Origin of the sequence: Desulfovibrio inopinatus DSM 10711 (assembly GCF_000429305.1) — a bacterium.
In the GTDB taxonomy this organism is placed as follows: domain Bacteria; phylum Desulfobacterota; class Desulfovibrionia; order Desulfovibrionales; family Desulfovibrionaceae; genus Alteridesulfovibrio; species Alteridesulfovibrio inopinatus.
Window position 1 is genome coordinate 132,749 of the sequence record NZ_KE386881.1, and the last position, 26,005, is coordinate 158,753.

Annotated in this window: 25 protein-coding genes; 16 read left to right on the forward strand and 9 right to left on the reverse strand. The window is 50.6% G+C overall.

All coding sequences use genetic code 11. The annotated features are described in order from the left end of the window. Positions 1 to 63: 63 nt before the first annotated feature. On the reverse strand, positions 64 to 546 hold the full coding sequence (locus G451_RS0125105; protein WP_027186383.1) for a CBS domain-containing protein: 483 nt from the start codon (positions 544 to 546) through the stop codon (positions 64 to 66). 16 nt (positions 547 to 562) lie between these two features. Further along, positions 563 to 1,777, reverse strand: a complete 1,215-nt coding sequence (locus G451_RS0125110; RefSeq protein ID WP_027186384.1) for a zinc-dependent alcohol dehydrogenase — start codon at positions 1,775 to 1,777, stop codon at positions 563 to 565. A 189-nt stretch (positions 1,778 to 1,966) separates the two neighbouring features. On the opposite strand from G451_RS0125110, the gene G451_RS33390 reads away from it, so the two are divergent. From G451_RS33390 to G451_RS0125155, 9 genes are all read left to right on the forward strand, one after another. Beyond that, positions 1,967 to 2,890 carry a transposase gene (locus G451_RS33390; protein ID WP_027186385.1) on the forward strand — a complete coding sequence of 308 codons (924 nt, stop codon included), beginning with the start codon at positions 1,967 to 1,969 and terminating at the stop codon, positions 2,888 to 2,890. A gap of 355 nt (positions 2,891 to 3,245) precedes the next feature. Continuing rightward, positions 3,246 to 4,460: a radical SAM protein gene (locus G451_RS0125120; protein WP_027186386.1), complete on the forward strand. Its 1,215-nt coding sequence runs from the start codon at positions 3,246 to 3,248 to the stop codon at positions 4,458 to 4,460. 9 nt (positions 4,461 to 4,469) lie between these two features. Further along, positions 4,470 to 5,582, forward strand: a complete 1,113-nt coding sequence (locus tag G451_RS31720) for a glycosyltransferase family 4 protein (protein ID WP_051261902.1) — start codon at positions 4,470 to 4,472, stop codon at positions 5,580 to 5,582. Next, positions 5,582 to 5,968, forward strand: coding sequence for a hypothetical protein (locus tag G451_RS31725; protein WP_034644008.1), 387 nt, complete (start codon positions 5,582 to 5,584; stop codon positions 5,966 to 5,968). Before G451_RS31720 ends, G451_RS31725 begins: the two co-directional genes overlap by 1 nt. Before the next feature lie 332 nt (positions 5,969 to 6,300). Beyond that, positions 6,301 to 7,497, forward strand: a complete 1,197-nt coding sequence (hgcA, locus tag G451_RS0125135; RefSeq protein WP_252396621.1) for a mercury methylation corrinoid protein HgcA — start codon at positions 6,301 to 6,303, stop codon at positions 7,495 to 7,497. Between the two features lie 245 nt (positions 7,498 to 7,742). After that, positions 7,743 to 8,768: an ABC transporter substrate-binding protein gene (locus G451_RS0125140; RefSeq protein ID WP_051261903.1), complete on the forward strand. Its 1,026-nt coding sequence runs from the start codon at positions 7,743 to 7,745 to the stop codon at positions 8,766 to 8,768. Then, complete coding sequence (locus G451_RS33395) at positions 8,765 to 10,978, forward strand: ATP-binding protein (RefSeq protein ID WP_051261904.1); 2,214 nt, start codon at positions 8,765 to 8,767, stop codon at positions 10,976 to 10,978. Before G451_RS0125140 ends, G451_RS33395 begins: the two co-directional genes overlap by 4 nt. Positions 10,979 to 11,044: 66 nt before the next feature. Further along, positions 11,045 to 11,425, forward strand: a complete 381-nt coding sequence (locus G451_RS0125150; RefSeq protein WP_027186389.1) for a SpoIIAA family protein — start codon at positions 11,045 to 11,047, stop codon at positions 11,423 to 11,425. Between the two features lie 135 nt (positions 11,426 to 11,560). Continuing rightward, a complete protein-coding gene (locus G451_RS0125155) occupies positions 11,561 to 11,752 on the forward strand; it encodes a hypothetical protein (RefSeq protein ID WP_027186390.1) in 192 nt (63 codons plus the stop codon). A 98-nt stretch (positions 11,753 to 11,850) separates the two neighbouring features. Here the strand turns inward: G451_RS0125155 and G451_RS33400 are convergent, their stop codons facing one another. The 6 genes from G451_RS33400 to G451_RS33940 form a co-directional block, all read right to left on the reverse strand. Beyond that, positions 11,851 to 12,264, reverse strand: a complete 414-nt coding sequence (locus tag G451_RS33400) for an ATP-binding protein (protein WP_051261905.1) — start codon at positions 12,262 to 12,264, stop codon at positions 11,851 to 11,853. Positions 12,265 to 12,435: 171 nt separating this feature from the next. After that, positions 12,436 to 14,778, reverse strand: coding sequence for a DUF4091 domain-containing protein (locus tag G451_RS0125165; RefSeq protein ID WP_027186391.1), 2,343 nt, complete (start codon positions 14,776 to 14,778; stop codon positions 12,436 to 12,438). A gap of 124 nt (positions 14,779 to 14,902) precedes the next feature. After that, positions 14,903 to 15,064, reverse strand: a complete 162-nt coding sequence (locus tag G451_RS33925; protein ID WP_084448778.1) for a Flp family type IVb pilin — start codon at positions 15,062 to 15,064, stop codon at positions 14,903 to 14,905. Between the two features lie 92 nt (positions 15,065 to 15,156). Beyond that, a complete protein-coding gene (locus tag G451_RS33930; protein ID WP_084448778.1) occupies positions 15,157 to 15,318 on the reverse strand; it encodes a Flp family type IVb pilin in 162 nt (53 codons plus the stop codon). A gap of 92 nt (positions 15,319 to 15,410) precedes the next feature. Further along, a complete protein-coding gene (locus G451_RS33935) occupies positions 15,411 to 15,572 on the reverse strand; it encodes a Flp family type IVb pilin (RefSeq protein WP_084448778.1) in 162 nt (53 codons plus the stop codon). 92 nt (positions 15,573 to 15,664) lie between these two features. Next, a complete protein-coding gene (locus G451_RS33940) occupies positions 15,665 to 15,826 on the reverse strand; it encodes a Flp family type IVb pilin (protein WP_084448779.1) in 162 nt (53 codons plus the stop codon). Positions 15,827 to 16,219: 393 nt separating this feature from the next. On the opposite strand from G451_RS33940, the gene cobA reads away from it, so the two are divergent. The 7 genes from cobA (at position 16,220) to G451_RS0125220 (ending at position 24,879) form a co-directional block, all read left to right on the forward strand. Beyond that, entirely contained in the window at positions 16,220 to 17,731 is a 1,512-nt protein-coding gene (cobA, locus tag G451_RS0125190) for a uroporphyrinogen-III C-methyltransferase (protein ID WP_027186392.1), read from the forward strand. Positions 17,732 to 17,812: 81 nt separating this feature from the next. Next, on the forward strand, positions 17,813 to 18,484 hold the full coding sequence (gene purN, locus G451_RS0125195) for a phosphoribosylglycinamide formyltransferase (RefSeq protein ID WP_027186393.1): 672 nt from the start codon (positions 17,813 to 17,815) through the stop codon (positions 18,482 to 18,484). A 274-nt stretch (positions 18,485 to 18,758) separates the two neighbouring features. Continuing rightward, positions 18,759 to 19,793, forward strand: coding sequence for a cobalt-precorrin 5A hydrolase (locus tag G451_RS0125200; RefSeq protein ID WP_084448780.1), 1,035 nt, complete (start codon positions 18,759 to 18,761; stop codon positions 19,791 to 19,793). Then, positions 19,685 to 20,536 carry a precorrin-3B C(17)-methyltransferase gene (cobJ, locus tag G451_RS0125205; RefSeq protein WP_084448781.1) on the forward strand — a complete coding sequence of 284 codons (852 nt, stop codon included), beginning with the start codon at positions 19,685 to 19,687 and terminating at the stop codon, positions 20,534 to 20,536. The genes G451_RS0125200 and cobJ overlap by 109 nt, the downstream gene beginning before the upstream one ends. Before the next feature lie 154 nt (positions 20,537 to 20,690). Next, on the forward strand, positions 20,691 to 21,083 hold the full coding sequence (locus G451_RS0125210) for a cytochrome c3 family protein (RefSeq protein WP_027186396.1): 393 nt from the start codon (positions 20,691 to 20,693) through the stop codon (positions 21,081 to 21,083). A 78-nt stretch (positions 21,084 to 21,161) separates the two neighbouring features. Next, positions 21,162 to 23,621, forward strand: a complete 2,460-nt coding sequence (locus G451_RS0125215; protein ID WP_027186397.1) for a hypothetical protein — start codon at positions 21,162 to 21,164, stop codon at positions 23,619 to 23,621. A gap of 46 nt (positions 23,622 to 23,667) precedes the next feature. After that, on the forward strand, positions 23,668 to 24,879 hold the full coding sequence (locus tag G451_RS0125220) for a hypothetical protein (RefSeq protein ID WP_169727942.1): 1,212 nt from the start codon (positions 23,668 to 23,670) through the stop codon (positions 24,877 to 24,879). Here G451_RS0125220 and G451_RS0125225 read toward each other — a convergent pair. Further along, positions 24,839 to 25,966, reverse strand: a complete 1,128-nt coding sequence (locus G451_RS0125225) for an NAD(P)/FAD-dependent oxidoreductase (RefSeq protein WP_027186399.1) — start codon at positions 25,964 to 25,966, stop codon at positions 24,839 to 24,841. The two genes, G451_RS0125220 and G451_RS0125225, sit on opposite strands and share 41 nt — an antisense overlap. Positions 25,967 to 26,005: the final 39 nt, after the last annotated feature.

Here is a 26,005-nt window from a genome sequence, read left to right on the forward strand (position 1 = left end):
CGGTACAGCCTTGCCTAACAGTGTGCCGTCCGACCCCGGGCACGCGATCGAAATCGAGCCGAATTATGTGGACTCGATGACGGCCGGATTGACCAACAGACGAAACATGTCGTCAAGATTGACAATACCGAGAGCCTTGCCATTATCAACAACCGGACAAAAACGACGGCATTCCGCCATCATGGCACTCGCGGCAATTGCTAATGGTTCTGTGGGAGTCAAAGGCTGCGGTTTCCTTGCTATCGAGCCGGCAGAAACACGCAAGGCCTCGTCAGTATAATGCTCGAACTGGAACTCAAAATCGGCGCCTAAACTCATGCGTAAGGCATCATTCAACGCAGTATCGTCAAGGTGCTTGAGCACGTCGCGCACACTGAGAATTCCTTCGTATTCCCCGTGATTATTGACAATAAGACAAGCCCCCATGGAATTGTCGTGCTCCATCGATGCCAAAATTGTTTTGACCGCATCCCACGCCGGAGCCGTGGCTTCAACAGTCGAAACATCGGTCCGCATGAGATCGAAAACCCGCTTCAGCAACAACATGGGGGGTACTCGCGTGTTAGGATTCTGCGCGAAGATCGAATGCTATTTTCATCGATCCGGACGGCCCTTTGTCAAAACTCAGAGCAAACGCCTTGCGGTAGTCTGTCAATGGAAACGTGTGCGTCAACAGACCAGCTGTCTCAAAATCTGATGATCCAAGTAATTCAAGCGCCATATCGTAGGTACGGACACGCTTCCCATTGAAGTCGGCATGAGCGTATGTTGCCGACCCTTTGAGCGTAAGCTCGCGGAACCAAAGGCTTGACACATCAGCTTTGTTAATACTCCCGGCCGTCCCAATCATGACGTACGTTCCTTTTGCGCGAAGGGCGAGCAATCCGTCCTCGAAAGAACGCGAACTGCCGACACAATCGTAAATGATATCGGCTCCTCCTTCAATATTCCCTCCGCCCAATGTGGTCGGTACATACTTAGCACGCACGGCCGATGCCAGATCCTGCCGAGAAGGAGAACGCAGAATCGTATCGGCTCCCCCCGCTTTGGCGAGATCAGCTTGGAACTGATGCCTGGCAATAACGGTAATGGAGATATCAACGCCAAGAGCCCGCAAGATGCGAACGACATGTTGTCCAAGAATACCGGCACCATAGACAACAACCCGATCGCCGTTTTTGGGAAATGAGGTGAGAACGGGTTGCAACGCCGACGCCAAAGAATCGGCCAGAACAGCTTCTTCATCGGTCAATGTATCAGGCACACGGATTAATCGCGACGGATGGGCGGCCGTCATTTCGGCCATTCCGCCCCCAGCCGACGCATTATACCCAAGAAATGCTCCTGGAGCGATGGAACCGTCGAGAAAATTTGTGCAGACATTGTAGTCCCCGGCCGCACATGCCGGACATAATGGAAGGCCTCGCGGTTCACAGCTCAAAACCGGCTCGACAACAACGCGCTCACCAATTTTGAACTCGCTGTCGGTCTGCGAAGCATCCACACGTGCGACAATTTCATGGCCAAGGATGGCGGGTAAAGATGCATAGGGTTCCATAAGAAAGGATTCGGAACCTTTCAGCAAACTGATATCGGAACCGCATATACCACACATCAAAACCCGCAATCGAACCCAATTAGGATCAGCCGGTTTGAAATCGACCTCTTCACAGCGCAACGGCGACAACCCGGCAAAAAAATGCTTCCGGGCAAATCGGTTCGCCACCTGCCCTAATACATACCGCAAAACACTTCGATGATAGACCAACGCATGCATATAATCCCTCCCATCACATTGTCCCGGCTTGTACGCCCTCTCTCTCTCCTTGTGAAGTGAATAATGGGGACAGGCAAATTTTATTGACGTTTGAAGTTTGTTCGCTGTATCCATGTTGGCATACATAATCAGCAGCACTTCGCTCCACCGACACACGAACGCTCGCTTCAACTGTAGAGGGGGAAAATCATGCCACGCATAGCCCGTCTTCTTCTCTCAGACCAGCCGTCAGTCTATCATGTCATGTCGCGTACGGCACTTGACGGTTTTCCCTTTGATGCCCTTGAGAAGGACATTCTCCTTTCGATCATCAAACAATTTTCCACCATATATTTTTGTGAGGTTCTCGGATTTGCCCTCATGGGAAACCATTTTCATCTTCTTCTCAGAATGTATCCGCCCGATACCGTAACCAACCAGGACGTCACCGATCACTTTAAACTCCGTTATGGTCCCGATGCCGTGATTACCGAGCTCCAAATCAATCGGTATCGCCAGAAATGGACGAATCTGTCGGAACTTATGCGAGAGATAAAGCAGACGTTTTCACGATCGTACAACAGGCGCCACAACCGACGCGGTTATCTTTGGGGAGATCGCTACAAAAGCGTTATTGTTGAAGACGGTCGGACGCTTATCAATTGCCTGGCATATATTGACCTCAATCCCGTTCGGGCCGGGATCGTCAAGCACCCCGAAAAATATCGATGGTGCTCGTTAGGCTATCATCTCCAATCAGGGAACCAAGATAACTTTCTGAGCCTTGATTTCGGTCTCAACGACTGGGATATCGCTCCGAAAACTTCGACTCGCGAACGCCTCCGGCTCTATCGCCAATTTCTCGCTGAGACCGGAACCCTCGCTCCCTCCCCCAATGGCCCCCGTATGACAATCCCTTCTCGCGACGATCGCAATGCCGACGACGAATATACACTCATCGATCGCCTTCTCCTACGAACACGGTGGTTTACCGACGCAGGTATCATTGGATCCAAATCGTTCGTTTCCAGACTGGCCAGACGCTTCAAAGTCTTTACGGTGAAAGACCGTCCTCCCAAGCAGGTTACCGGACTCAATATGTACTCGCTCAAACGGCTTTCCGAAATCGTTTAAACACAACACGCCGAGATATGACTCCCATCTTGGAGGAGACATCTCCCAATCCTTCCCAATTCATAAAAGAATATTTCGTTTTCGAGCGTTCTCTTTCGTTGCTTCGTGAGATTTATTTTCCTCGCAAAAGGATCTTGCTCCTTTTCTGATCCGTTCCATCATGCTGCATCAATCATTAACAGCATGACCACACAGAGGTGGATAATTTGCCTGTCCCTCTTTTAACCAGGTTGACGAGGACTTTGGCGGAGATTATGTGTTCGAGGCCGTTGGATTATAGAGTCTTCATACGCCCCATGTCGGGCATCGTGAATTTCCATTTCCCCAGTTCGACGACAAACCCTTGGAGGGTTGCATGTCTAAAAGAAGCAGTATCGCACTTGGAACGATTTACAAAAATTTCAGCAAAGTCCTCCGCCATCCTTGGTTGGCTGCACGGTTGGCTGGTATCGAAAAAGAAAAAATCTTTTTCGATTACCTCAATCCTAAAGCCGAAGAAGGACATGCCCGCACCATCCGCCAACTCAGTATCCGCATCACCGATCTGTGCAATCTTCGCTGCCATACCTGCGGACAGTGGGGCGACCAGGGCTTTCTCCACAAGTGCAATCTCAAAGATCTCAAAAAATCTGAAGTCACTCCCGAGAGGTATCTCGCACTTCTCGACGACCTGAACGCAAACGGGCACAAGCCTTCCGTTTACCTTTGGGGTGGAGAGCCGAGTATGTACAAGGGATGGCTCGATATCATCGATCGTGCCGCAGAATATGGAATGCCGACATCCATTGCGACGAACACCTCTGGTGTTGCGGCTGCAGCCGAACGCCTTGTCAACGCGCCGATGTTTCTTCTGCAAATTTCCATCGACGGACACGACCGCGAAACACACAATCTTGCCCGTCCGGCAGCCGGTGACGGTGATAACTTTCAAGATGTTCAACATACATTGGAAGTTGTCCGTGAAGAACGTAAGCGCAAAGGCGGCACTCTGCCCCTTATTGCCAGCCTGACCACCATTTCACAAACCAACATGCACAACCTTGTCGATATCTACGAAACCTATAAAGATAGAGTCGATATTTTTGTCTTCTATCTTTCCTGGTGGATCGACGAAGCATCGGCCAAAGCCCATGATGAAGATTTCGCCTCACGATTTGGCTTTACACCTAAACTGCATTGGGGCTGGGTCGGCGACTGGACCATCAAAGAGCATCAAGCCTTAAACGAGCAACTCATGGAGCTGCAAAAACGGTCAAAATCCCTTTCCTCGCCGCCAGTCAACATCATTCCGAATATCACGGGAGTGGAAAACCTCCGCGAATATTACACGAATCATAATGCCCACTTCGGCTATGACCGGTGCATTTCCATCTATCAAGCTGTAGAAATCGATTCCAACGGCGATATGTCACCGTGCCGTGATTACCACGACTATATTGTTGGTAATGTGAAAGAGAATACCATTACCGAACTCTGGAATAGTGAACCGTATCGGAAATTCCGTGGCAGTCTCCACACGAAAGGCATCATGCCTGCTTGCACGCGGTGCTGCGGACTCATGGGATATTAAAATCTGACCATGACACATTCATCTCCCCCGGCCACCGTGGTCCTCTTACTGCAAGACCTCCTTTTTGGAGGGACGCAACGTCAGACTCTTGAACTGGCAAAACGGCTCGACCGTTCCCGGTTCTCACCCCAGATATGGACTATGATGGCCGGATCGGATTTCTCCTCAACGGCCCAACAATACGATGTTCCGGTTCGAGTTCTTGCCGACACCCCTGCCGTCAAACTTTCATCGTTAACGGCTCTACGACGCGCCCTTGCCGAAACTCGACCAGACATTCTGATGCCCCTCACCGCCGTTCCCAATATTTGGGGACGTATTTTCGCTCGGCTGGCCAAAGTTCCTGTTGTCATCGGAACCTGCCGTGGAGGTGGAGCTATTCGTCGCCAGCATGAACGGTTTCTCGCCCGAATTGCCCACCACCACATCTGCAATACCGCAGCCCTCAAGACCGACCTGGTACGCCTCGGCCGGCCGGACAAAAACGTTACCGTCATCAAAAACGGCATCGACTGTGATTTTTTTGCGCCTCCACCGGATGAATTGCGCCCGGTACGCCTTGTCATCCTTTGTCTGGCCCGGTTTTGCGAGGACAAAGATCACGAAACACTCCTTCGCGCTTTTGAAACCGTTGCGGCAAAACACCCCGCCGCAGAACTTTGGCTTGTCGGCGACGGCCCCATGTCCCACGACGTTTCCAAGCAGGTTTCCCGGCACAAAGCGAAATCCCGCATTCGCATCTACCCGGCGAGTTCGGATGTACGCCCATTTCTTCAACAAGCCTCGATACTGGCATTAAGCTCGGTACGCGAGGGAATGCCCAATGTTATTCTCGAAGCCATGGCCTCTGGCGTCTCTGTTGTTGCAACTTCGGTTGGTGGCATTCCCGAGGTCGTCAGAGACAACGAAACCGGCCTTCTGGTTGAACCTCGAAACCCCGATGCATTGGCACAAGCCCTCTTGTCCCTCATCATCGACGATGCGCGTCGGCTTGCCATGGGACAAGCCGGCCGACGCAAGGCACACGCCGAATTTTCCATGGACGTCATGGTAAATAATTATCATGATGTCTTTAGCCGACTCCTCGGTACCACCTCCAGCCACGGTACGGAGCTATCATAATGAAACGCATTGCATTCATCACGACCGTCCTGGCCCTGCTGTTTTTCGCCAATATTTCACGCGCACTCTGCCAAAGCATCACTGGCGCATGGTGCGGTTCCATCCTCGGCTCCCGCATCGAAGTCACTCTTGTTCAAAACGACCAAATGTTTGAAGGGATTGCGAACCTGACTGACATTATGGGAACCCAAAGCACGTACCATGTCGTTGGAGCCGTTTTCGGCAACGCAATCAATGGACTGCATGGTTCCGGTCATACGTTTGCCGGACAACTCGTGAATCCAGATATTATCAAGGGGACGCTCACCCTCAAGTCAGGCCGGCAATTCGACCTGGAACTTGAGCGTGTTCATGCCGCGACCGTGTCTCAGCACTCAAACTCGTAATTCCTGATTTCCTACGGTGCTCGTAGAGGTGGTTGAGGATCCACTCCTCCTCAACCACCACAACGCGCTGTATCAGCTTCAATTTCTTAAAATCCTCGTGATCTCATTCTCCGCAGGCCGTTTCCGTAAAGATTTGCTCCCGGAAAAATAAACCATTCACCACATTGCTTATAGAGAACGGATAGTATACTGAAAATCAAAGGGATGTACCTTTTTTTCAATCATCCGCTATATTTTTTCTACAGGTAATAGTATCTTATCCCAATACAACGTCATATTTTTTCTTCTTCACCTCATGGTGATCGACTTGTAACATTTTGGAATACAACGATATGAAGACCAACTCACATGAAGTAACGCCATTATCCTCTGCCGGATTGTCCCCTTCGCTCCTTGATGAAATTTCTGTGCACGATCTCCCTGGCTTTCCTCCTCCCGCTGATAATGCACCCTGCTGAGGTCCCAAAACAGAGTCCGGTTTCGGAGTCTATGACAAGCCTGGATATACTATTTCCCCATTTATCGAATCATTTTATGAAACACCGGGTGGCCCGGTCCCTCGTCTCCGTACACATCTTTCGCTACGCGATCATGGCGGAACGATGTTCGCTCGACTCGGAGGACGAACAAATTATAAAATTGTTCCAGGCCTGTACTGCGTAGGAACCCCCAATGCGGGTTCAGAAGTTCTTGTAACCTGCAATTACAAGCTCACTGTCGATGCCCTGCGTCATGATATAGAAGGTGTCAACGCCTGGATTCTTATCCTGGATACACACGGCATCAATGTCTGGTGCGCCGCCGGGAAAAAAACGTTCTCCACGGTCGAAATCATTCATCGTGTCGCAATGAGTGAACTCAAATGCATTGCACCAGAAGCAACACTCATTTTGCCTCAACTCGCCGCAACCGGCGTTAATGCAAGAGAAGTCAGAAAAAAAACAGGATTTCCAACCATATTCGGTCCCATTCTGAGCAAAGATATCCCGCAATTTCTTGCGAATAATCTACAAGCCGATACTGCAATGCGTCGAGTCACCTTCAATATGTCTGAACGCGCTGTTCTCATTCCGGTTGAAATTACCCTTCTATGGAAACCGATCATTATCGGACTTGTGCTGATGTTGCTTGTTTCGGGAATTAGCCCTTCCATCTTTTCGTTTCATGCCGCTCTCACACGCGGTTATGCCGCCTTTTTGGCCGGTGTAGCTGGAATCGTGGCCGGAACCGTCATTGTTCCGCTCTTCCTCCCTTGGCTGCCAGGACGTGCGTTTTCCATCAAAGGAGCGCTTACTGGCTTTGGTACGGGTACAATCGCAGCATTCATGGGTGATTCTTTCCTGGCTGGCTCGGCGCTTGTGCTTTTTAGCACTGCGATATCCACCTACCTTGCCATGAATTTCACGGGTTCAACCCCCTTCACGTCGCCTTCCGGAGTGGAGAAGGAGATGCGTTATGCACTCCCGTGGATTGCAGGAGGATTCGTTCTGTCCGTACTCTTGTGGATTATTTCCGGATTGAGTGCATAAGATCGACGTTTTGATTCCTGCACAATAACAAAGGTAACGCATTCAATAAAAAACATCTCCCAGATGACGACGCGTTTATGAAACGCACATTATGCCAGGAGCTTACGGCTCTTGCGACATTATTCTTCTATGGACAATTGCCGATTCTATGCTACATTCTCAAGGTATAGAGGATTTCCTTCTTCAGAAGAATTCAGTGTTCGTCATACAAGAAGAACAATGCGAACAGTAGGATACTCTTCTCCATGCATATGATGTCTCCGAAGCACAACAAAAATCTCCTGCACTGTTTCATATGTGCGTTTTTCCTGCTGCTCCTTGCATCGCACGCTCAAGCGAAAACATGGCGAATTTTTATTCTACAAAGCTATAACCCTGAGTATATTTGGTGTAAGACCGTCAATCAGGGCATCATGGAAGCGTTATCCGATAGGACGATTGAATACGATTTTTATTACCTCGATGCCAAGCGAACTCCTAACGCACAAAGCCTCCAGCAGGCAGCACACACCGCGTATGCACGACTCACGGCGTTCCATCCCGATATCGTCATCAGCGTAGACGACGTTGCAGCAGCATTGGTCGTCAAGCCTAAGCTTACCGGCCACAACGCTCCACAAGTCATTTTCTGTGGTATCAATGCCCCGCTCTCACAATATGGATTCCCGTCAGCGAATGTCAGCGGCGTTTGTGAACGATGGCATTATCAAGAAGGGTTCCAACTCCTCAAACGCCTTGTTCCCGACGCCAAACGGGTGGCGTTTCTCATTGAAGATTCAGATGCAGGTGCGTTTGTGGTCAACGCGTTGCATGACGAACTCTCCGAGACTCCACCACATGGATTAACACTCGTCGGAGTGGAAAAAATCAAGACATTTGCACAATGGAAAGAACGTATTCAGTACTACCAACACCATGCCGATGCGTTGGCGCTTGGACTCTACAACAGCCTCGTCGATAAAAACGGAGAAGTCGTCGCCCCCGATACCATCATGGAGTGGACCAATGGCGCCAACACGCTTCCGACATTAGGATTCTCTGATATCGCCATGAACCATGGGTTATTATGTGGAATTCTTGAATCCGGTCACGAGCAGGGCTTTTTGGCCGGACAAATGGTCCAGGAGGTCATGGCCGGGACTCCAGCCGGTGCACTCCCTCCACGTCGCAATGAACGTGGTGTAGTCATGCTCAACCTTGTAACGGCCCATCAACTCAAAATCAGTATTCCGTATCGCCTCATCGAAGCAGCCGGAGTCGTCATACAATGATATTTCGACGCATCGCCGCTGTTTTTGCTCCGAACCCCAAACGAAGCGTGACGACCATGCTTTCCATCATCCTGCTAGGGATGCTGCTTATCACGATCGTTTCCTATATTCATACACGAAATACTGCGAAAAATTTGGCTGTCGGACAAGCGATGCAGGTCCTCCAGTTTCTTAATCGCGAGATTAATACACAATTCTTAGCGCTCAGGCTGAACCTCCAACAATGGTCTCATGAAGATGTTTTTAAAATTGCTTTGGAGAATTCCTACTTAGGGCGTTCGGCTCGCAAGGCCGCCGAGCAGCGACTGGCTGAACGCGCCAAGGGAAGAAATATTGAACGTATTCTCCTTGTTAGTGCTGACGGAGAGGTCCAAGCTTCCTCCGTCCCCGAAATGGTTGGAACGCTCCATCTCGCGGACAGAGACTATTTCAAACGCTCCATGGCCGGAGAAACAACCATCGCATCCCTCGCAGAAAGTCGCTATTCGGGCCGACCTGTCATCATTGTCTCCGGGCCTATCGTTTCCAATGACGGAATGGTCATCGGCGTTTTGCTGATTACGTTGGACACACTCGGTTTTGCCGAAAAAATCATCGATGACATCCATTTTGGCGACACTGGAGGAGCCTACTTCATTGATTTGCAGACGGGAGTACGCGCTGTGCCTTCATGGGGAAAGCCTGGTCAGTTCGACCCCGGCACCTCATTTGATGCTGTGCTCGCTGCAGCCGATACTAATCGGGTTATTCGATATGAAGGGCTCAGCACAGAACGTATGGCCGTGTCCACCATCAATACAGAAAGTGGATGGTTGCTCATTGTCGAGGCCGATACGAGTGAAATTCTCTCCCCGGCCACACGTCTCGCGACGTTCAATACCATGATTACGTTGTTCATTTTGGGGGTGACCATACTCTCTCTCGGCGCATTGCGTCGTGCCATGGTCGACTTGAAAACATCGGAATCACAGTTTCGATCTCTCATTGAAACAAGCCCTCTCGGAATCGCCACATTCGACAGCCAAGGTCACCTGACCTACATGAACACCCGAACAAGAAACATCCTTAGTCTTTCCCCGAATAGCTTGGATCAAGACTGGATGCAGACATTGGAAGACGAGTCCGGAACGCCTATTCCTCATCAATCACTGCCCATGATGCAGGCATTGACGTCAAAACAATCCATTATGGGGTGGACCGCCTGGCGTAAAATGCCGTATGATATCCGACAGGTTCTTTCATTTAATGCGGCCTGCCTCGGCGCTGAACACGGGGCTTCGGTGGTTGCCGTTATCGAAGACATTACCGAAGTGGAGCTTGCACGTAAAATTCTTGAACAATCTAAGGAAGAATTGGAAAAAATTGTTGAAAGCCGGACGAAGGAACTCAGAGAGGCCAATGCACGTTTGCTGGAACTCGATGAAATGAAATCACAGTTCCTGAGCATTGTTTCCCATGACCTCCGCACGCCCCTGACGTCCGTACTTGGCTTTGCGAAGATCATTGGCCGTGAATTCGCTAAAAAATTCTCCCCCCTCGCCCAATCGGACGCGCGTTTATCAAAAAGTGCCAAACGCATCGAACTCAACTTGGGCATCATCGATTCCGAAGGAAAACGCTTGGCACGGCTTATTGATGACTTACTCGATTTGTCACGCATCGAATCCGGGCGCTACCAATGGAAAGATACGAATATTGATATCATTCAATTGTCTAAAGAAGCGAGCAATGCCCTCTCTGCTGCATTCCACGCAAAGCCGATGGTCCGCTTGAAGCTCAATCTCCCGGACAAAGAAATTCCGCTTGTTATGGATCCCGACAGAGTAATGCAAATTCTCATCAATCTTTTGTCCAATGCACTGAAATTTACGGAACAGGGTGAAGTCAGCCTTACCGTCAAAGAAGACGGCGACATGCTGCATATAAGCGTTTCCGACACTGGAATTGGCATTGCTCCGGAAGACGCAAGCCGAATTTTCGAACGTTTCTATCAAGTCGGAAACCCCAAACTGGTCAGCAAGCCTGTCGGGGCCGGCCTTGGGTTATCCATTTGCAAAAATATTGTTACGCATTACAGCGGGACCATCTCCGTTGAGTCAGAACCCGACAAAGGAAGCACATTCATCGTTGAATTCCCTCTCGCCGTCGTGACACAACAAAGACCGGTAGACGACGTACAATCCCAAGACGTTGAAACCAGTCATACATAATTTCTCTCAAGAGAAATTTGGCGTCCAGGGCTTCTTTGAGTAGAACCATCAAAAGAGGAGCGAACTATGTTCACTATTCTCGACGGCACAGAAAACAACATTCTTGGGGTAGAAATCACTGGTGGGTATATGAAGGAAGACTTCAACGCGGTCAAAAAGGCCTTTGAAGATATCCTTGCTCAAGGCCATGATCGCGTCAATGTGCTGTGCAAAATCGATAAAATGAAATTTCTGGAAGGCGAATTATCTGCGTTTATTGCAGACGGCCGGTATGCGTTATCGCATCGCGACAAACTTCGACATGTGGCGATTGTTGCAAACAGTTCGGTTGTCGAGACACTGATATCCTTGGATAACGCAATTTTCGGAGATCCTCAAAACGATCTCATTGAAAAATACTTTGACATTAAAGATATTGACGACGCCTGGGAATTCGTTCGGCATTAAATTATCGTATAGGGCTCTCGAACAAACTACAGAGAATCCTCCCAAGAGGGAGACATCTCTGTCATGGACAAGGGCCACTGCTCCATGTAACGGTTATGTTGATTTGGAAATCAAAAACCAAGGGAGTATGTGATCGTGGAAAACGTTGTCTTGCTACTCGTTATGATTTTTGCAGTATATTACATGGTTAAAAAGATGTCGCGAGAATCGGGGGCGAACTTCTTCGGAGCTTCGTCGTCTGTGCAGGACCGGACCACACATCACGATTCGATTGACGATGACGACGTAGATGATACCGACGTCATCGTCTCAGAGACCAAATCATAGGACCTCACGCTCAAAACAGTACACTGCTTGCCATATTCCAAGCGGGGTTTCTCTTCCGAAACCCCGCTTTTTTCAGCGTGAATGCATGTCTTCTTCATTCAGGATAAACGCTTTTCGATGCGAAACATATTGGTTTGATCGACATATGAATATGACAGCGCGTCGGCATGTTCCCGGATGAGAAACACCCCAAGCCCATGCCCTAAAGGATTGTCGAGATCGGGAGAAGCAACGCGAGTGGGATCGAATGGCTTCCCTTGATCTGTGATGAGAAGAACAGCACGTTCATCATCGAACAGGAGTTCCACACCAACTTCTCCCGGCTCATCGTCGTATGCATGCCGAACAACATTCGTCACCGCTTCAGAAACCATCAGTTGCAAAGCATAACTCAACTCCGCATTCTCGACGACATACGGTGACAACTCGAAAAACCGCCGAGTAAAATCCGTTATTACGCCCACCGAAGAAGGAATGGCAGTCATAGTAACGTGGGCGCGTTGCACCGTCATCTCATCGCCTCCTGACCCGTCCGGACAGAATCGAAGTCTTGCCGCCTATCGGTGATTGTCCCGAGAAACGCGGCGTTATCCCTGAAGCACCGCAAGATCATTATTGTGCGACCACTGTTTCTTCATGGCATGAACCCGTTGTCCTATCAAGCTATTCAAATAGTTAAGTGGTTAAGAATCATCGTGCAACAAAAGAAAGAGAGCGGGATTTATGCCCCTCTCAACCGGAACGGCCTCAAGATAATTAAGCATAGTATATTCATCAAAAACCCCCATCTCCATCGTCAACGTTCCATCGGAAACCGTAACGGTTTTCGTACGGACAACATAGGGAGCCGTCGGTTCGTCGTCGAGAAAAGGAATACCTTCAATGACAATTTTATTGTGACTATATGTCCGGCCTTGCCAACCACACGATACGGTCACCTTGTATTCCCCATTCGGTACATCATGAACAAACGTCGTCAATCGTCCCCAATCATGGTAGATGACACTGGCCTGCAAAGGGTTGGGCGCATCGTTCAGATAGCGGTACATGGTGTATTCCATGTCATTCCCATACCATCCGTATCCTAAATTCTCATCATAGGCGTCCCAACCAACTTTCTTATATGTGTGTCCATTCACCACCAGCGGATCATCGAGAGGCTCACCATTCGGGTCTTGAAAATTAATATACAATGCCGTCGCTTTTTCATCCGACCCTGCAGGCTGAATATCTGGAATAGTGTCAATTTCACCGCCAATCTTCATGCCGATGAGCTTTCGAACATTTGCGAGGAAATCATCGTCACGAGTATATGAGGTCAATCCAGAAATAATTTTATCGGCCTGGCTATCTGCCGTATTGGTAACATCAACTTGTGGGTCGCCACCGGACAATATTTTCAAATACTCATAATCTTCCAGCCCGTCGCGTAACAATTCGATGCGAATGGACGGAACAAGACGATGATTGTTCTCGCCATAGGAAATTGCAACATTCTCCTCAGAGGGCGGATACAACAAAAAGGTATCGCCGTTGTGCCCATCCGTCATGGGGTTGGTCCATGGATTTTTGTTCCAGTTGTTACATGAATAATAAGCAAGCCCAGAAATTCGATATTTCCACAGAAACCACCCTGTAAATCGCGCTTCAAGACCTGGATGATCCAACGTTATTGGATTGAAATACGGAGGACGTGTTCCATGAAGAAAGTAAATCCACGTATCCTCATTATATTGTTTTTTGCGGGCATGCGAGACTGTTGGATCGTAATTATTGAGCACTGGCAACCAGATATCGATCGCGGCATCGGTATATACAGGGTGGTTATAAATTTCGGGTCGTGGTTCTTCCGAAACCATGAGACGTAAGTCCGGAGCCACTTTTTTCATCTCTTGTGCATACCATGCGATAGCATCGTAATCAGCCTGGTCTTGTGGCTCATTGGCAAAATAATAATACGCCATGTTCAGATAGCCCAAATTCTCCAGGTAACGTTCCAACGCCTCCATGTAGGCAAACCAGGCCGTGTTATATGCCGAGTCCGTATTCCCCAACCAATCCGATGCCGAAAGTGTATGTCCACAAAATGAAGATGGCCGCTGATCTTGTGATGAATCGTTATTCTTGAATGTAGCCGCCATAAACGACGGGAAGCCCACCCCATTGTTGAACCCATTCCCGCCCAAATACTTTTCCGCCGGCTGCTCAAATCCCCAGATACCGTCTGTATCCGTGAATGTTCCGGCGCAATCATATCCGATAAACGGCGCCCCCTGGCTCGTCAGCCCGCCGGGCCACAGCGGCCCTTTCGGGGTAAGACGATGTGCCATGAAAAATTCCTTCACCATGTCCACATAATTCCAATATTCCGTCGACGTTCCCGGCACACTGTAAGCCGATAATATCGTCTGAAATGATGTGTTCATCTGTGACAAGATTGAAGGACGTTCAGGCAAAGAAAAGTCAAACACATGCAGTACAACCGGAACCGCAACCCCATTTATGGTCACCGAACCGATATGGTCCCCAGCTGAGGCAGTTGTATCAACAGCAACGCTCACCCAAAACGCAGTATTCACACCGCCAGCCAATTGGACTGTCGCCCCATTCTCCAATGGCCACAACGGATCAGGATATGGTCCTGTCTGCCCAAGACTATCGGAAACCTGCTCGATATCGACATATTTGACCTGAAACAATTCCGTAATCACGCCTGAACCGAAGTCCGATACATTCACCGTCACCGCGCCTGAACTCGACGGCTTCACGGCGATCTGAAAAGGCTCCGTTTCATTTCGTGCAGCAAAAAGATGAATACTCTCGGCGCTCGCTGTGGGTACGGTATGCTCTTTAAAAATCCGTACTGTAGGAGGAGCCGTCCATAGTACGACGGCGGAAGAAGATTGGGTCAAACGATGGGTAAAGGTTTCGACGTCCGCCGCCCGAACAGAAGTCGCCAACAGCAGCATCCCCCAAACGATCGCAACGCCACTCCAGACGACACGTATCCCATGTTGATTTCGCATAGATGTTCCCCGCTTTATTGATTGCTTAGCATACTGAGACCATAAAACGTCAATGCAGACAAACCCAAAAAAGGGGGCGAACTCGAAAGTTCGCCCCCTGACAAGGTATGAGTGGTTGAGGAGCCTACGGCAAGGCTGCGGTGACGTCGTCAAAAGCCTTCTTCAGCTTCGGTCCAAGAGCGGCAACCGAGCCGACGATAACAGCGGCAATAAGAGCGGCGAGCAGGCCATATTCAACAGCGGAAGCGCCTTCGTCGTCACGGAGAAAATTCAGGATTGCGTTCATGATATACTCCTTATGATCATCGTCTTATGCGTATACCGGGTCGAATGTTGTGTCGTCCGGTGTGCATGCGTTATACAGAACAATCGTTTGACTTACGGCAGCGCGGCGGTCACGTCGTCAAAGGCCTTCTTCAACTTCGGTCCAAGTGCGGCAACAGAACCGACGATAACGGCGGCAATAAGAGCGGCGAGCAGGCCATATTCAACAGCGGAAGCGCCTTCGTCGTCACGGAGAAAATTCAGGATTGCGTTCATGATATACTCCTTATGATAATCGTCTTATACGTATACCGGGTCGAATGTTGTGTCGTCCGGTGTGCATGCGTTATACAGAACAATCGTTTGACTTACGGCAGCGCGGCGGTGACGTCGTCAAAGGCCTTCTTCAACTTCGGTCCAAGTGCGGCGACAGAACCGACGATAACAGCGGCAATAAGAGCGGCGAGCAGGCCATATTCAACAGCGGAAGCGCCTTCGTCGTCACGGAGAAAATTCAGGATTGCGTTCATGATATACTCCTTATCTGCAATGCAAATTGCATGATGATATATTTGTTAACCCCATGTAATGCATTATCTATGCATTATGCCGATTTATTAGTTTACGGCAACGCAGCGGTGACGTCGTCAAAAGCCTTCTTCAGCTTAGGACCAAGAGCGGCGACTGATCCAACGATAACTGCGGCAATAAGAGCGGCAAGCAGGCCGTATTCAACAGCGGAAGCGCCTTCGTCATCACGGATGAAATTCAGGATTGCGTTCATGGGGTACTCCTCATTCATATTATAAAAATTAGTGTTGCAGTGATGTGTCATCCTCTTGCATTTCTATTAAGCAACGCCTGTGCCAAGACACAATCTCTTCGCTATTTCTTTTGAAAAAAATGATATCTCATTGAAATATAAAAACTATTCCAGGCACCTCACCATCTTTTATACGATGTATCACCACATGCATTCTTCACACAAAGGCCCCACACCGTGAGTCGGCTCCATGAATCAATTAATTATGGATAGATCATCTCCACATTTTCATGATTCCATCAATAGAATTGTCCTATACACTCGGAAATGGAGCCAAAGCCGCTTTGATTCTTTTGAACGGGAATGGTAGTGAGTGCCGACATTTCGCGTGAGCGCGCCAAAGGAAGGAAAAGCATGTCCAAAGTGTATTTGTTGGGAGCCGGCCCCGGCGATCCTGGTCTGTTGACCATCAAAGCCAAGGAAATCCTCGAAAAAGCCGACGTGGTGGTCTATGACTACTTGGCGAACAAGGCTTTTCTGCGTTACGCCAGGCCCGATGCCGAAATTATTTATGTTGGCAAAAAAGGTGGCGATCACACCCTACCACAAGATCAAATCAATCAACTTCTCGTGGAGAAAGTTAAAGCCGGCAAAGTCGTCGCTCGGCTCAAAGGCGGAGATCCGTACGTTTTCGGCCGCGGTGCCGAAGAAGCCGAAGAGCTTCTTGATGCGGGTGCAGCCTTTGAAACCGTTCCGGGTGTCACGTCGGCTGTGGCAGCACCGGCTTATGCCGGCATTCCTCTGACCCACAGACAGTATGCCTCGTCTGTCAGTTTCATCACCGGTCATGAAGACCCGACGAAACCTGACAGTGTCCATAACTGGGAGAGCCTGGCGAAGGGAACATCCACCCTTGTCTTCTTCATGGGCGTCAAAAATCTTCCCGATATTTCACAAAATCTCATCACGGCGGGGATGGACCCCACCACACCAGCGGCACTCGTTCGCTGGGGAACCACCTGCCGTCAACAGACCCTTGTTGCCGATATCGGCAGTATTGCGGATGCAGCCGCAGCGGCCGGGATGAAGCCACCCGCGTTGCTCGTGGTCGGACATGTCGTTTCATTACGCGACCGTCTGGCTTGGTTTGAAGAAAAACCGCTTCTCGGCAAAGGGATTGTTGTCACTCGCGCCCGGCAACAGGCCAGTGGCCTTGTTGCGACACTGACCGAGCTTGGAGCCTGCGTATACGAATTTCCGACAATCGAAATTGCTCCGCTCTCGGATTATGGTCCGGTGCGCGACGCAATTGATCGACTCGACTGCTATGATTGGATCATTTTCACCTCGGTCAATGGCGTGAAATACTTTTTCGATGAGATGGAAATCATGGAAAAAGACGCTCGATCTCTCGCGGGGAAAATGATTGCCGCTATTGGTCCGGCAACGGCGAATGAGCTTCGTGCTCGCGGTATCCGTCCGGATTTCATTCCGGAAAAATATGTTGCCGAATCGGTCGTTGAAGGCCTGTTAGCACTGCATGTGGCCGGGAAACGGGTACTTATCCCGCGTGCACTTAAAGCACGCGAAATTCTCCCCAATGAATTACGCCGTGCTGGTGCTGATGTTGAAGTGCTGTCTGTCTATGAGACAACCCTGGCCAATCAGGACACGGACGAAGTGCTCGCCGCGCTGAAGAATGGTGAAATCCATTATGTGACGTTCACATCTTCGTCCACTGTGGATAATTTCTTTGAAAAAATTCCAACCGATGTCCTCAAGGCTGCAAAAGGTACGGTAAAATTGGCAACCATTGGCCCAGTGACAGCCCAAACCCTGTCTCGTCATGGCTTCGATTCCGATCTTTCGCCCGAAGAATTCACCATTCCCGCCTTGGTTCAGGCTCTGGTGAACGACGCATCTTGATCGACACTTGTCCGGCAAGTCCTCCAAGCCTTGCCGGACAAGCTACCGCCATTTCACCATCAATCAAAGCGAGCGTCGCCTATGCTGCCTATCGCTGTTTTCGTTTCCGGCTCCGGATCCAACTTGCAAAGTATTATCGACAAAATGGAACAAGGTGCCCTTCACGTGGATATCCGCCTTGTACTCTCCAACAAGCCCGACGCCTACGGACTCGAACGCGCCCGAAAGCATGGACTTCCAACGGTTATTCTCCCTCATGGCGACTACCCCGACCGAAACGCGTATGATGAAGCGCTGCTGCGTGAAGTCGACCAGGCGCAGGCTGATGTCATCGCGTTAGCCGGGTTCATGCGTATTCTTGGCCCAACGTTTGTTTCGTCCCGACGCAACCACATCGTCAATATTCATCCGGCAATTCTTCCGAGCTTCAAAGGAATTCATGGGCAACAGGACGCCGCCGACTATGGCGTCACCCTTTCCGGTGCAACGGTTCATCTCGTTGACGAAAAAATGGATCATGGCCCCATCATTATTCAGGCGGCCGTCCCCGCGTATCCCGACGACGATGGTGATAGCCTCGGGAAACGCATTCTTGCCCTGGAGCACCGCATTTATCCTCAAGCGCTGCAATGGATCGCCACAGACCGTCTCAAAATCGAAGGTCGAAAAACCCGCATTGAGCAGTCCGAAATACCTCAAGCTGCAATGACAACGCCGTGCCTCGTGAATCCTCCGTTAGAGGAAGGGTTCTAAAGTTATTACAATAAAAAGAAGATAACTTCGGCGGATCAAAGAACTTGAACAGGTTGCAACACCATAGCGGAATGCAAGATTAAGACACTCAGCTCTTCCCCATGGGAAAGATGCAAGTACCGACCGTTACATTCTCATCTGTGCGTGCGACATAAAGAATAGACTTCTCTGCGTTTCATGCCAATTTCTACGAAACGCCAGTAATAAAGGTTTGGGCGAAAAGAGAGGGGAATTCTATCCCCTCTCCCCTTCCCCTGACCGCCGGAGACTGCCTATGAACATCGCCATATATGCTCTGACCCCAGACGGGGCGCGGTTAGGCGACGCATTACGTCGAGCTTTTGACGGTACACTTTTTCTCCCAATGCGATGGGCGCGCGAACATAATGCAACGGGCTTTGAACGCATTGTGGATGCGGTGGCAGAAGGCTTTGAACGCTACGATGGGCTTATCTTCCTGACCGCATGTGGGATTGCTGTGCGTTCGATTGCACCACTTTTGCAAGGGAAAACGAAAGACCCGGCCGTTGTGGTCATGGACCAAGCCGGACGATTTGCTATCAGCCTGCTGTCCGGGCATTTGGGCGGAGCCAATGGGTTGGCCGAACATATCGCGGCCGTCACAGGAGGAACCGCCGTTATTACGACAGCAACGGATGTTATAGGTGCTCCGGCTATCGATATTGTCGCGAAACAGGCTCGCTTGCGAGCCGCTCACGACATCGGGTTTCGAGAAATTGCAGCAGCCTTAGCCGCTGGAGAACCGGTATCATTGTTCGATCCGCAAGGATTATTACCATTGACGCCGAAAGAATCCGGATGTTTTGTGTGGGCATCTGCCCCGCTTGGCCCTGCGGAAACCGATCCAGAGGTGGTGGTGGATTTTCGAGAGCATCGCAATCGACCGGGACGTCTTGTGCTCCACCCACCGGTTCTCGTTGCCGGAGTGGGATGCCGCAAAGAGGCATCGGCCGAAGATATTCTGGAGTGTATTACATTGGCTCTGTCAAAAGCCAACTTGGCCGCCAAAAGCGTGGCCATCGTGACCAGCATTGATGCCAAAAGCGAAGAACCCGGCCTCTTGGCCGCAGCCACGGCATTATCAGCCAAAACCCTGTTTTTCTCCGCGGAAGAACTCGGCAGTGTAACAACACCCACTCCGTCGAGAACCGTGGAACGCCATATGGGAGTGAAGAACGTATGCGAGGCAGCAGCCATGTTGGCAGCCCAGACAAATCGGCTCCTTGTGACCAAAGTCAAAACACAGACAGCCACGACAGCCATCGCTCGAATACAGCAGCCGGTATAACGGTTGTCGGTCTCGGGCCGGGCGATGCAAGTCTGTTACCGCCCCGTGCGGCCGACGCCATTGCCAGTGCAGATTCGATCGTCGGGTATACAACATATATTCGCCTCATTCCCGAAGCATTGCTCGTTGGAAAAACGATCATCGAAACGGGCATGACCGGAGAAGTGGCTCGATGTGAACGAGCCGTTGCTGAAGCGGTCTCAGGAAAAGAAACCGTGGTTGTCTCAAGTGGAGATCCCGGTGTCTACGGTATGGCTGGACTCGTTATTGAAATTTTGGAAAAACAAAACCGTCTTGAGACCGTTCCATGCCAGGTGATTCCGGGCATCAGCGCCGCGACGGCCGCCGCCGCCTTGTTGGGCGCTCCACTGACGCATGATTTCGCCGTAATCAGTCTCAGCGATCTTCTCACACCATGGGAAACCATCGCAAAACGACTCGATTGCGCAGCACAGGCCGATTTCGTTATCGTGCTGTACAATCCACGCTCCAAGCGTCGTCAAGACCACCTTCCCAATGCTCTCGAAATTGTACGCCGGTACAGGCTCCCCACCACGCCGGTCGGCCTTGTTCGCGAGGCTTTCCGACCGGGAGAGGAGACAAAGCAATACACCCTCTCCACAGTCGACGTGGATGCCGTCGATATGTTAAGCATCCTTATCATTGGCAATTCTGCGACTCGAATGGCAGGACCGATGATGCTGACACCACGCGGCTATGCTGGCAAATACGCTTTAGGGTAGAGACGAAAATGGACCTCGTCGATGATGAGAGAAACGTCATTTTTTTCGTGTCGAACCTTCCATATGTCGTATCGCCTTGACAGTATTAGGATAGTCGCCGTATTGGCTTATTTGCTTCTTTAACCTAACTTCTACTCTTGGGAGGTGTAGAGGAATGAAACGGACTCTTCTGACAATGTTGAGCTGTTTGGCGTTGGTGACCATGTTTTACCTGCCCAATCTGCAGGCGACCGAAGCTCCTGCTGATATGACCATTCAACCGCTCGAAGGCATGAAAGTCACCAAAGCACCTGTTGACTTCTCGCACAAGGGACATGCTGCGCTTGATTGTAAAGCCTGCCACCATAAATGGGACGGCACGAGCGAAATCAAAGGTTGTGCCTCTGAAGGTTGTCATACCGACGGCGCTAACAAAAAAGGCGATCACTCCTTCTATCGTGCATTCCACGATATGAAGAGCGAAAACAGCTGCCTGGGTTGCCACAGAGCCAACAAGGGCAAAGCTGGACCGACCAAGTGTAACGATTGCCATCCTAAAAAAAGCTAACGCCATTCTGTTAAGAGGCCGCCCAAGCGGCCTCTTTTCTTCCGCAGACCGGGCCATTGCGGCCATGCGAGGTGAGAGATGCCTTCCAAACCGCCAGCGAATGACAATATTCAAGACGATATCATGGACCTGACCGAACTCATGGGAGACGACGACGCCCAAGGTCATGGCGACGATCTGGACATGAACTTCGAACAGGAACTTGAAGATCTTTTTTCCGACGGTCCGGACGAAACCACCCCTGAAAGACCCCAAACAGACAATGCCGATGATATATCGGATGCGTCCCCCTTCGCATCGGCCGATGATGAACCTATAGAACTCGGTGATGACGATATTGCCGATCTCAATCTTGACGACGCGTTTGATCTGCCGGAAGCGCAAAGTGCAGATGACGATGAGCATGCACCAGAAACCGGAGGCGAAATAGACCTCGCCGGTTTGGATGCACTTATTACGGAAACGCGTGCACAAGCAGACTTTTCAGAAAACACCGATCCCATGGATTTGGAGCCCTTCGAGCTCAGTGACATTGTTCCCGAAGACGACCAAGAGCCATTTGACCTCGAAGATGCCCTCATCGAAGAAGAGCCCGATAGCGCCCCCCTTGAATTGACAGAGCCTCTTGAACCGGATGAAGACGCCGAGGCCCCTGACTTGGCTGAACCGGATGTGTCGGTCGCAGTTCCTCCCGTCGATGACAGCTCTCCAGTTTCCGACGATGCATTGTCCGCTTTTGAAGAACGTCTTGCGGCACTTGAAGAAAAAGCCGTGGCCTATGACACCATGGAACAGTCGCTGACCGCAACGTTTGAGGACATGCTTTCCACCAAAATTTCCGAACTCAAAACCGAGTTGGCCGCAGATTCAGATCCGGTAGCCGATCCGACGGAGGCTATCGATTCCATGGCTGAAGCCCTTCGGGCGGAATTGACAGAACGTATCAAAGACCTGAAAGCCGAGCTTGTTCCACAATCTGAAGAAGCAGACGATATGGTCCCCCCGGTTACCGAAGAAACTCTTGACGGCAAACTCCATAGCCTACGCGACGAACTTGTCGCGACTATTTCCGAAAGCGAAACCGCCTCTGTGGACGAAGCCAAACGACTTGTTGCCGAACTCGAACAGTCAGTCTCTCAAAAAGACGAGCAAGAACCTGCGTTTGATCCTCAAGCATTTAAAGCAGAAGTCATCGATATCGTGACGTCCGCCATCATGGTTGAGGTGGATTCAAAACTCACTGCGCAGGCCCCACCTTCGACAGAAGAACTCACCGAAAGCACCAAAGCGGCCATCCTTGCGGAACTGCCACAGACTCCTTCGGCAGACGAACTGACAGAAAATATCAAAGCTACGGTGCTGGCCGATGTCGATGAAAAGTTGGCGCAGATGCAGCCGGCGGAAGAACTCACCGAAACCATCAAAGCGGCCATTCTGGCGGAGTTGCCACAAGCTCCTTCGGTGGATGAACTGACAGAAAGCATCAAAACGGCCCTGCTGGCCGATGTCGATGAGAAGTTGACGCAGATGCAACCGGCGGAGGTCCCCTCAGCGGAAGAACTCACCGAAAGCACCAAAGCGGCCATCCTTGCGGAACTGCCACAGGCTCCTTCGGCAGACGAACTGACAGAAAATATCAAAGCCACGGTGCTGGCCGATGTTGATGAGAAGTTGGCGCAGATGCAGCCGGCGGAAGTCCCCTCGACGGAAGAACTCACCGAAGCCATCAAAGCGGCCATCCTTGCGGAGTTGCCACAAGCTCCTTCGGCGGACGAACTGACAGAAAGCATCAAAACTGCCCTGCTGGCCGATGTCGATGAGAAGTTGACGCAGATGCAACCGGCGGACGTCCCCTCGACGGAAGAACTTGCCGAAGTCATCAAGACGGAAGTCATGACGGAAGTCAATGCTCGCTTCGCTCAAGCTGCAAACAATGATGCCCAAGTTGTGGAAAACTTTAAGAGCACGGTTCTTGATGAAGTTGATAGCCGCTTGACCGATATGACCCTCTCAATGAAGCCACCATCGACAAGCGAGTTGGCGGAAACGGTCAAACAGTCGCTCATGACCGATATTGACGCCCGATTTACGCAGGCAGAACAAGTCGATGCTGAAGCCGTGGCCGCGTTCCAGAAAAAAATTATGGATGATGTCGAGGCAAAGTTTGCCGAACACACTCCGGCCGAATTGCCATCGCGTGAAGAACTGATAGAAAGCATCAGTGCATCGCTCCTGGAAGAAGCGACTCAACGCTTCGAATCCAGATTCGCCGAATTGCAAGCATCTTTACAGGAAGAGGTCGAGAGCAAACTAGCCGCAAAGCCGGCTGGAGCGGACGATCAAGCCCTGGAAGAAATGTCGCAACGCCTTGAATTCGATGAAGCGACCTTGGAGAACAAGCTTGACGCAAGCGCCGTCAAAGCACTCCTCGAAGATACAAAGGCCGAATTGATGATGGAAGTCCGTTCGGAAATTCCAAAAGCCGCAGCTCGAATCATTCGCGAAGAAATTGCTGCATTGGCTCAGGAGCTCCAATAAACATATCGGCGCGGTCGAATTGATTCGGCCGCGCCGTTTTCAGGCCATGCTCAGGCCTCTTCCCATAGCTTACCTCGTTTTTCCTCTCAGCCTGCTCATTGCCCGCACACAAGCGCTCCCTTTGCCGCGCAATTGGATTGACGGCTACTGGTGTCTTTGTCTGGCTCTCGGACTGCTTGTCCTCATCACGAAAACGCCCTCAACACCCTCTCCCACCTCAGTTCGTATGGGCTCCCCATTGAATGCCTTTGGCGTTGTCATCGCCAGCACTGCTGGACTCTGCGTACTGTTCAAATTCGGGATACCGGTTCTGTTTGGTGAAGTGGCCCTTGTCAGCTGGCTTATGGAAGCGAAGCCTTTTTTCTATGTGCTGACAACGATTGTCTGGATTCACGCGTTCGGCCGTCTCCCCAAAAACGCATTTATCTGGCCTGGTATCGGGCTGGCCTGTGTTCTACTCACCGAATGCTTTGTTCTTTCTTTTCAACATGGCGCGCCGATACGTCCACTCGGTTCTGGTGAACCCAACTACGATGCCTGTTTGTTACTGCTGTCCTTATGGGCGGCTTTGGGAGAAAAAAAACGTCGTACAGGAGCAATTTGCATTATCGCACTGGGTTTAGCTGCGTCTATGTCTCGTACAGCAGCCGCTGCGGCCATTGTATTGATGTTCCTTCATCCAGGACGGCTTCTGATGCGTATTACCGCTATTCTTTTCTTTCTGAGCGCGGCGTGGTTCGCTTTTCAAGCGCGTGGGCTTTCCGCCAATGCCATAGAAGCATTCGATCGATTTTGGATGTGGCGAGCTGCACTGACGCTATGGAACAACTCCCCGGAAAGCGCTCTTTTGGGACATGCTCCGGGTGTTGCGTTACCGGTCCATATTCCAGCGAGTCTTGCTGCCCTGTGGAAGGTTCAAACACAAGCATGGGGCCTCAGCGGGGTTCATCCATTTCTCTTCCATGGATTCTTCCCTCGTCTCGTCGCGACGTGGGGAGGGCTTGGAATCCTCACCGTGTTTATAAGTGCCGGGCTTTTTATCGCCAAGCATCGTCACAAACAGATGGCACTCGCGCTCGTTGCGGCATTGATCATCGAAGGCTCGACTCTTGGATTATTCTATCTGAGCAATGTCGCGGTGCCTATCCTCTTGGCGTGCTGGAGTGACATGGAACCGCGCCATATTCTCCAGCACGACCACACTGCATCGGAAATACCTAATCCTCACGTTCTCCACTCACCTGAAACTTCCGCATAAACCGCTTGTCGATAAAGTCTTTGATGAAAAACGCGATGCGTCCGGAAAAAATAAAATTCTTTTTCCGAAAAATCCCTGTTCCGTCACCACAATTCAAGATCAAGAGAAAGTTGGGATCGGTGTCGGTAAACGGCATAAGCGGTTCTCCGGCAACGGAAGCATCAAGGTTATGCTTCAAAATAGGATTTTCCCGAACTGGGTACACCCCAACTTTTGCCAAGGGATTCGGAAGAAAGGAAATGCAGTCCCCCCCTCCAAAAATATCAGGATACTCAGGATGTTGTAAAAATTTATTAACAGGCAAAGCACCGCTGGAGTCGGCAACGCCAGCGTTTGTAAACAGCGCAGGCGGGGCCACCCCCATGGCAAGAAAAACAACATCATACGGCAAGCGACGTTCATCACTGAGTACAAGCTCATCTTCCGTGAGTTGCACCGCCCGTACTCCCTGAAGGAGCGTAATATTTCGTTTAAAAAGATTCGCTGCTGCCAAGGTGCAGACACGTTCCGGAAACGAAGGAAGCAACTGGCGACCAGCAACAAGGGTCACATCGGGCATTTCTTCGCCCAGTGATCGAATGAGGTGGCGAACGTTTCCGGCAACTTCAAAACCAGCAGGGCCTCCACCGATAACCAGCACCCGTGGGGGATGTCCCTGCTCAACAAGTCCGGCAATATGCCTGGCTGCCGCAAGTAAATTTTCTATTGGCTTGACGGGGTAGACATTCTGGCCTGTCGGACCGGATAACGGGTTGGGCACCCGGCTCCCCACATTGAACGAGACAATATCATAATCGATAGTCCCGTGATGTTCCGTACTCAAAATTTTCGCTTGAGGATCAAAAGATACAACACGATCTTTGAGAAACGTCCCTCCCTGGTTACGGGTGAGCCGTTCTACATTGAAGCGTATTTCGGCAGGAGTGTAATAGCCACCAAGAGCCCCCGGTCCCATCCCAGAATAATAATGGTATGTCCCCGGTCCGATGACCGTAACACGGGCTCCCAATGCACAGGTTTCCGTTAAGCCAGCCAGCGTCGTGAGATGAGCGTGGCCGGCCCCAACCAAAACAAGATGTTTCGCCATACATCCCTCCTGCGCCATGTCATGGTATTGGCAAGGCTT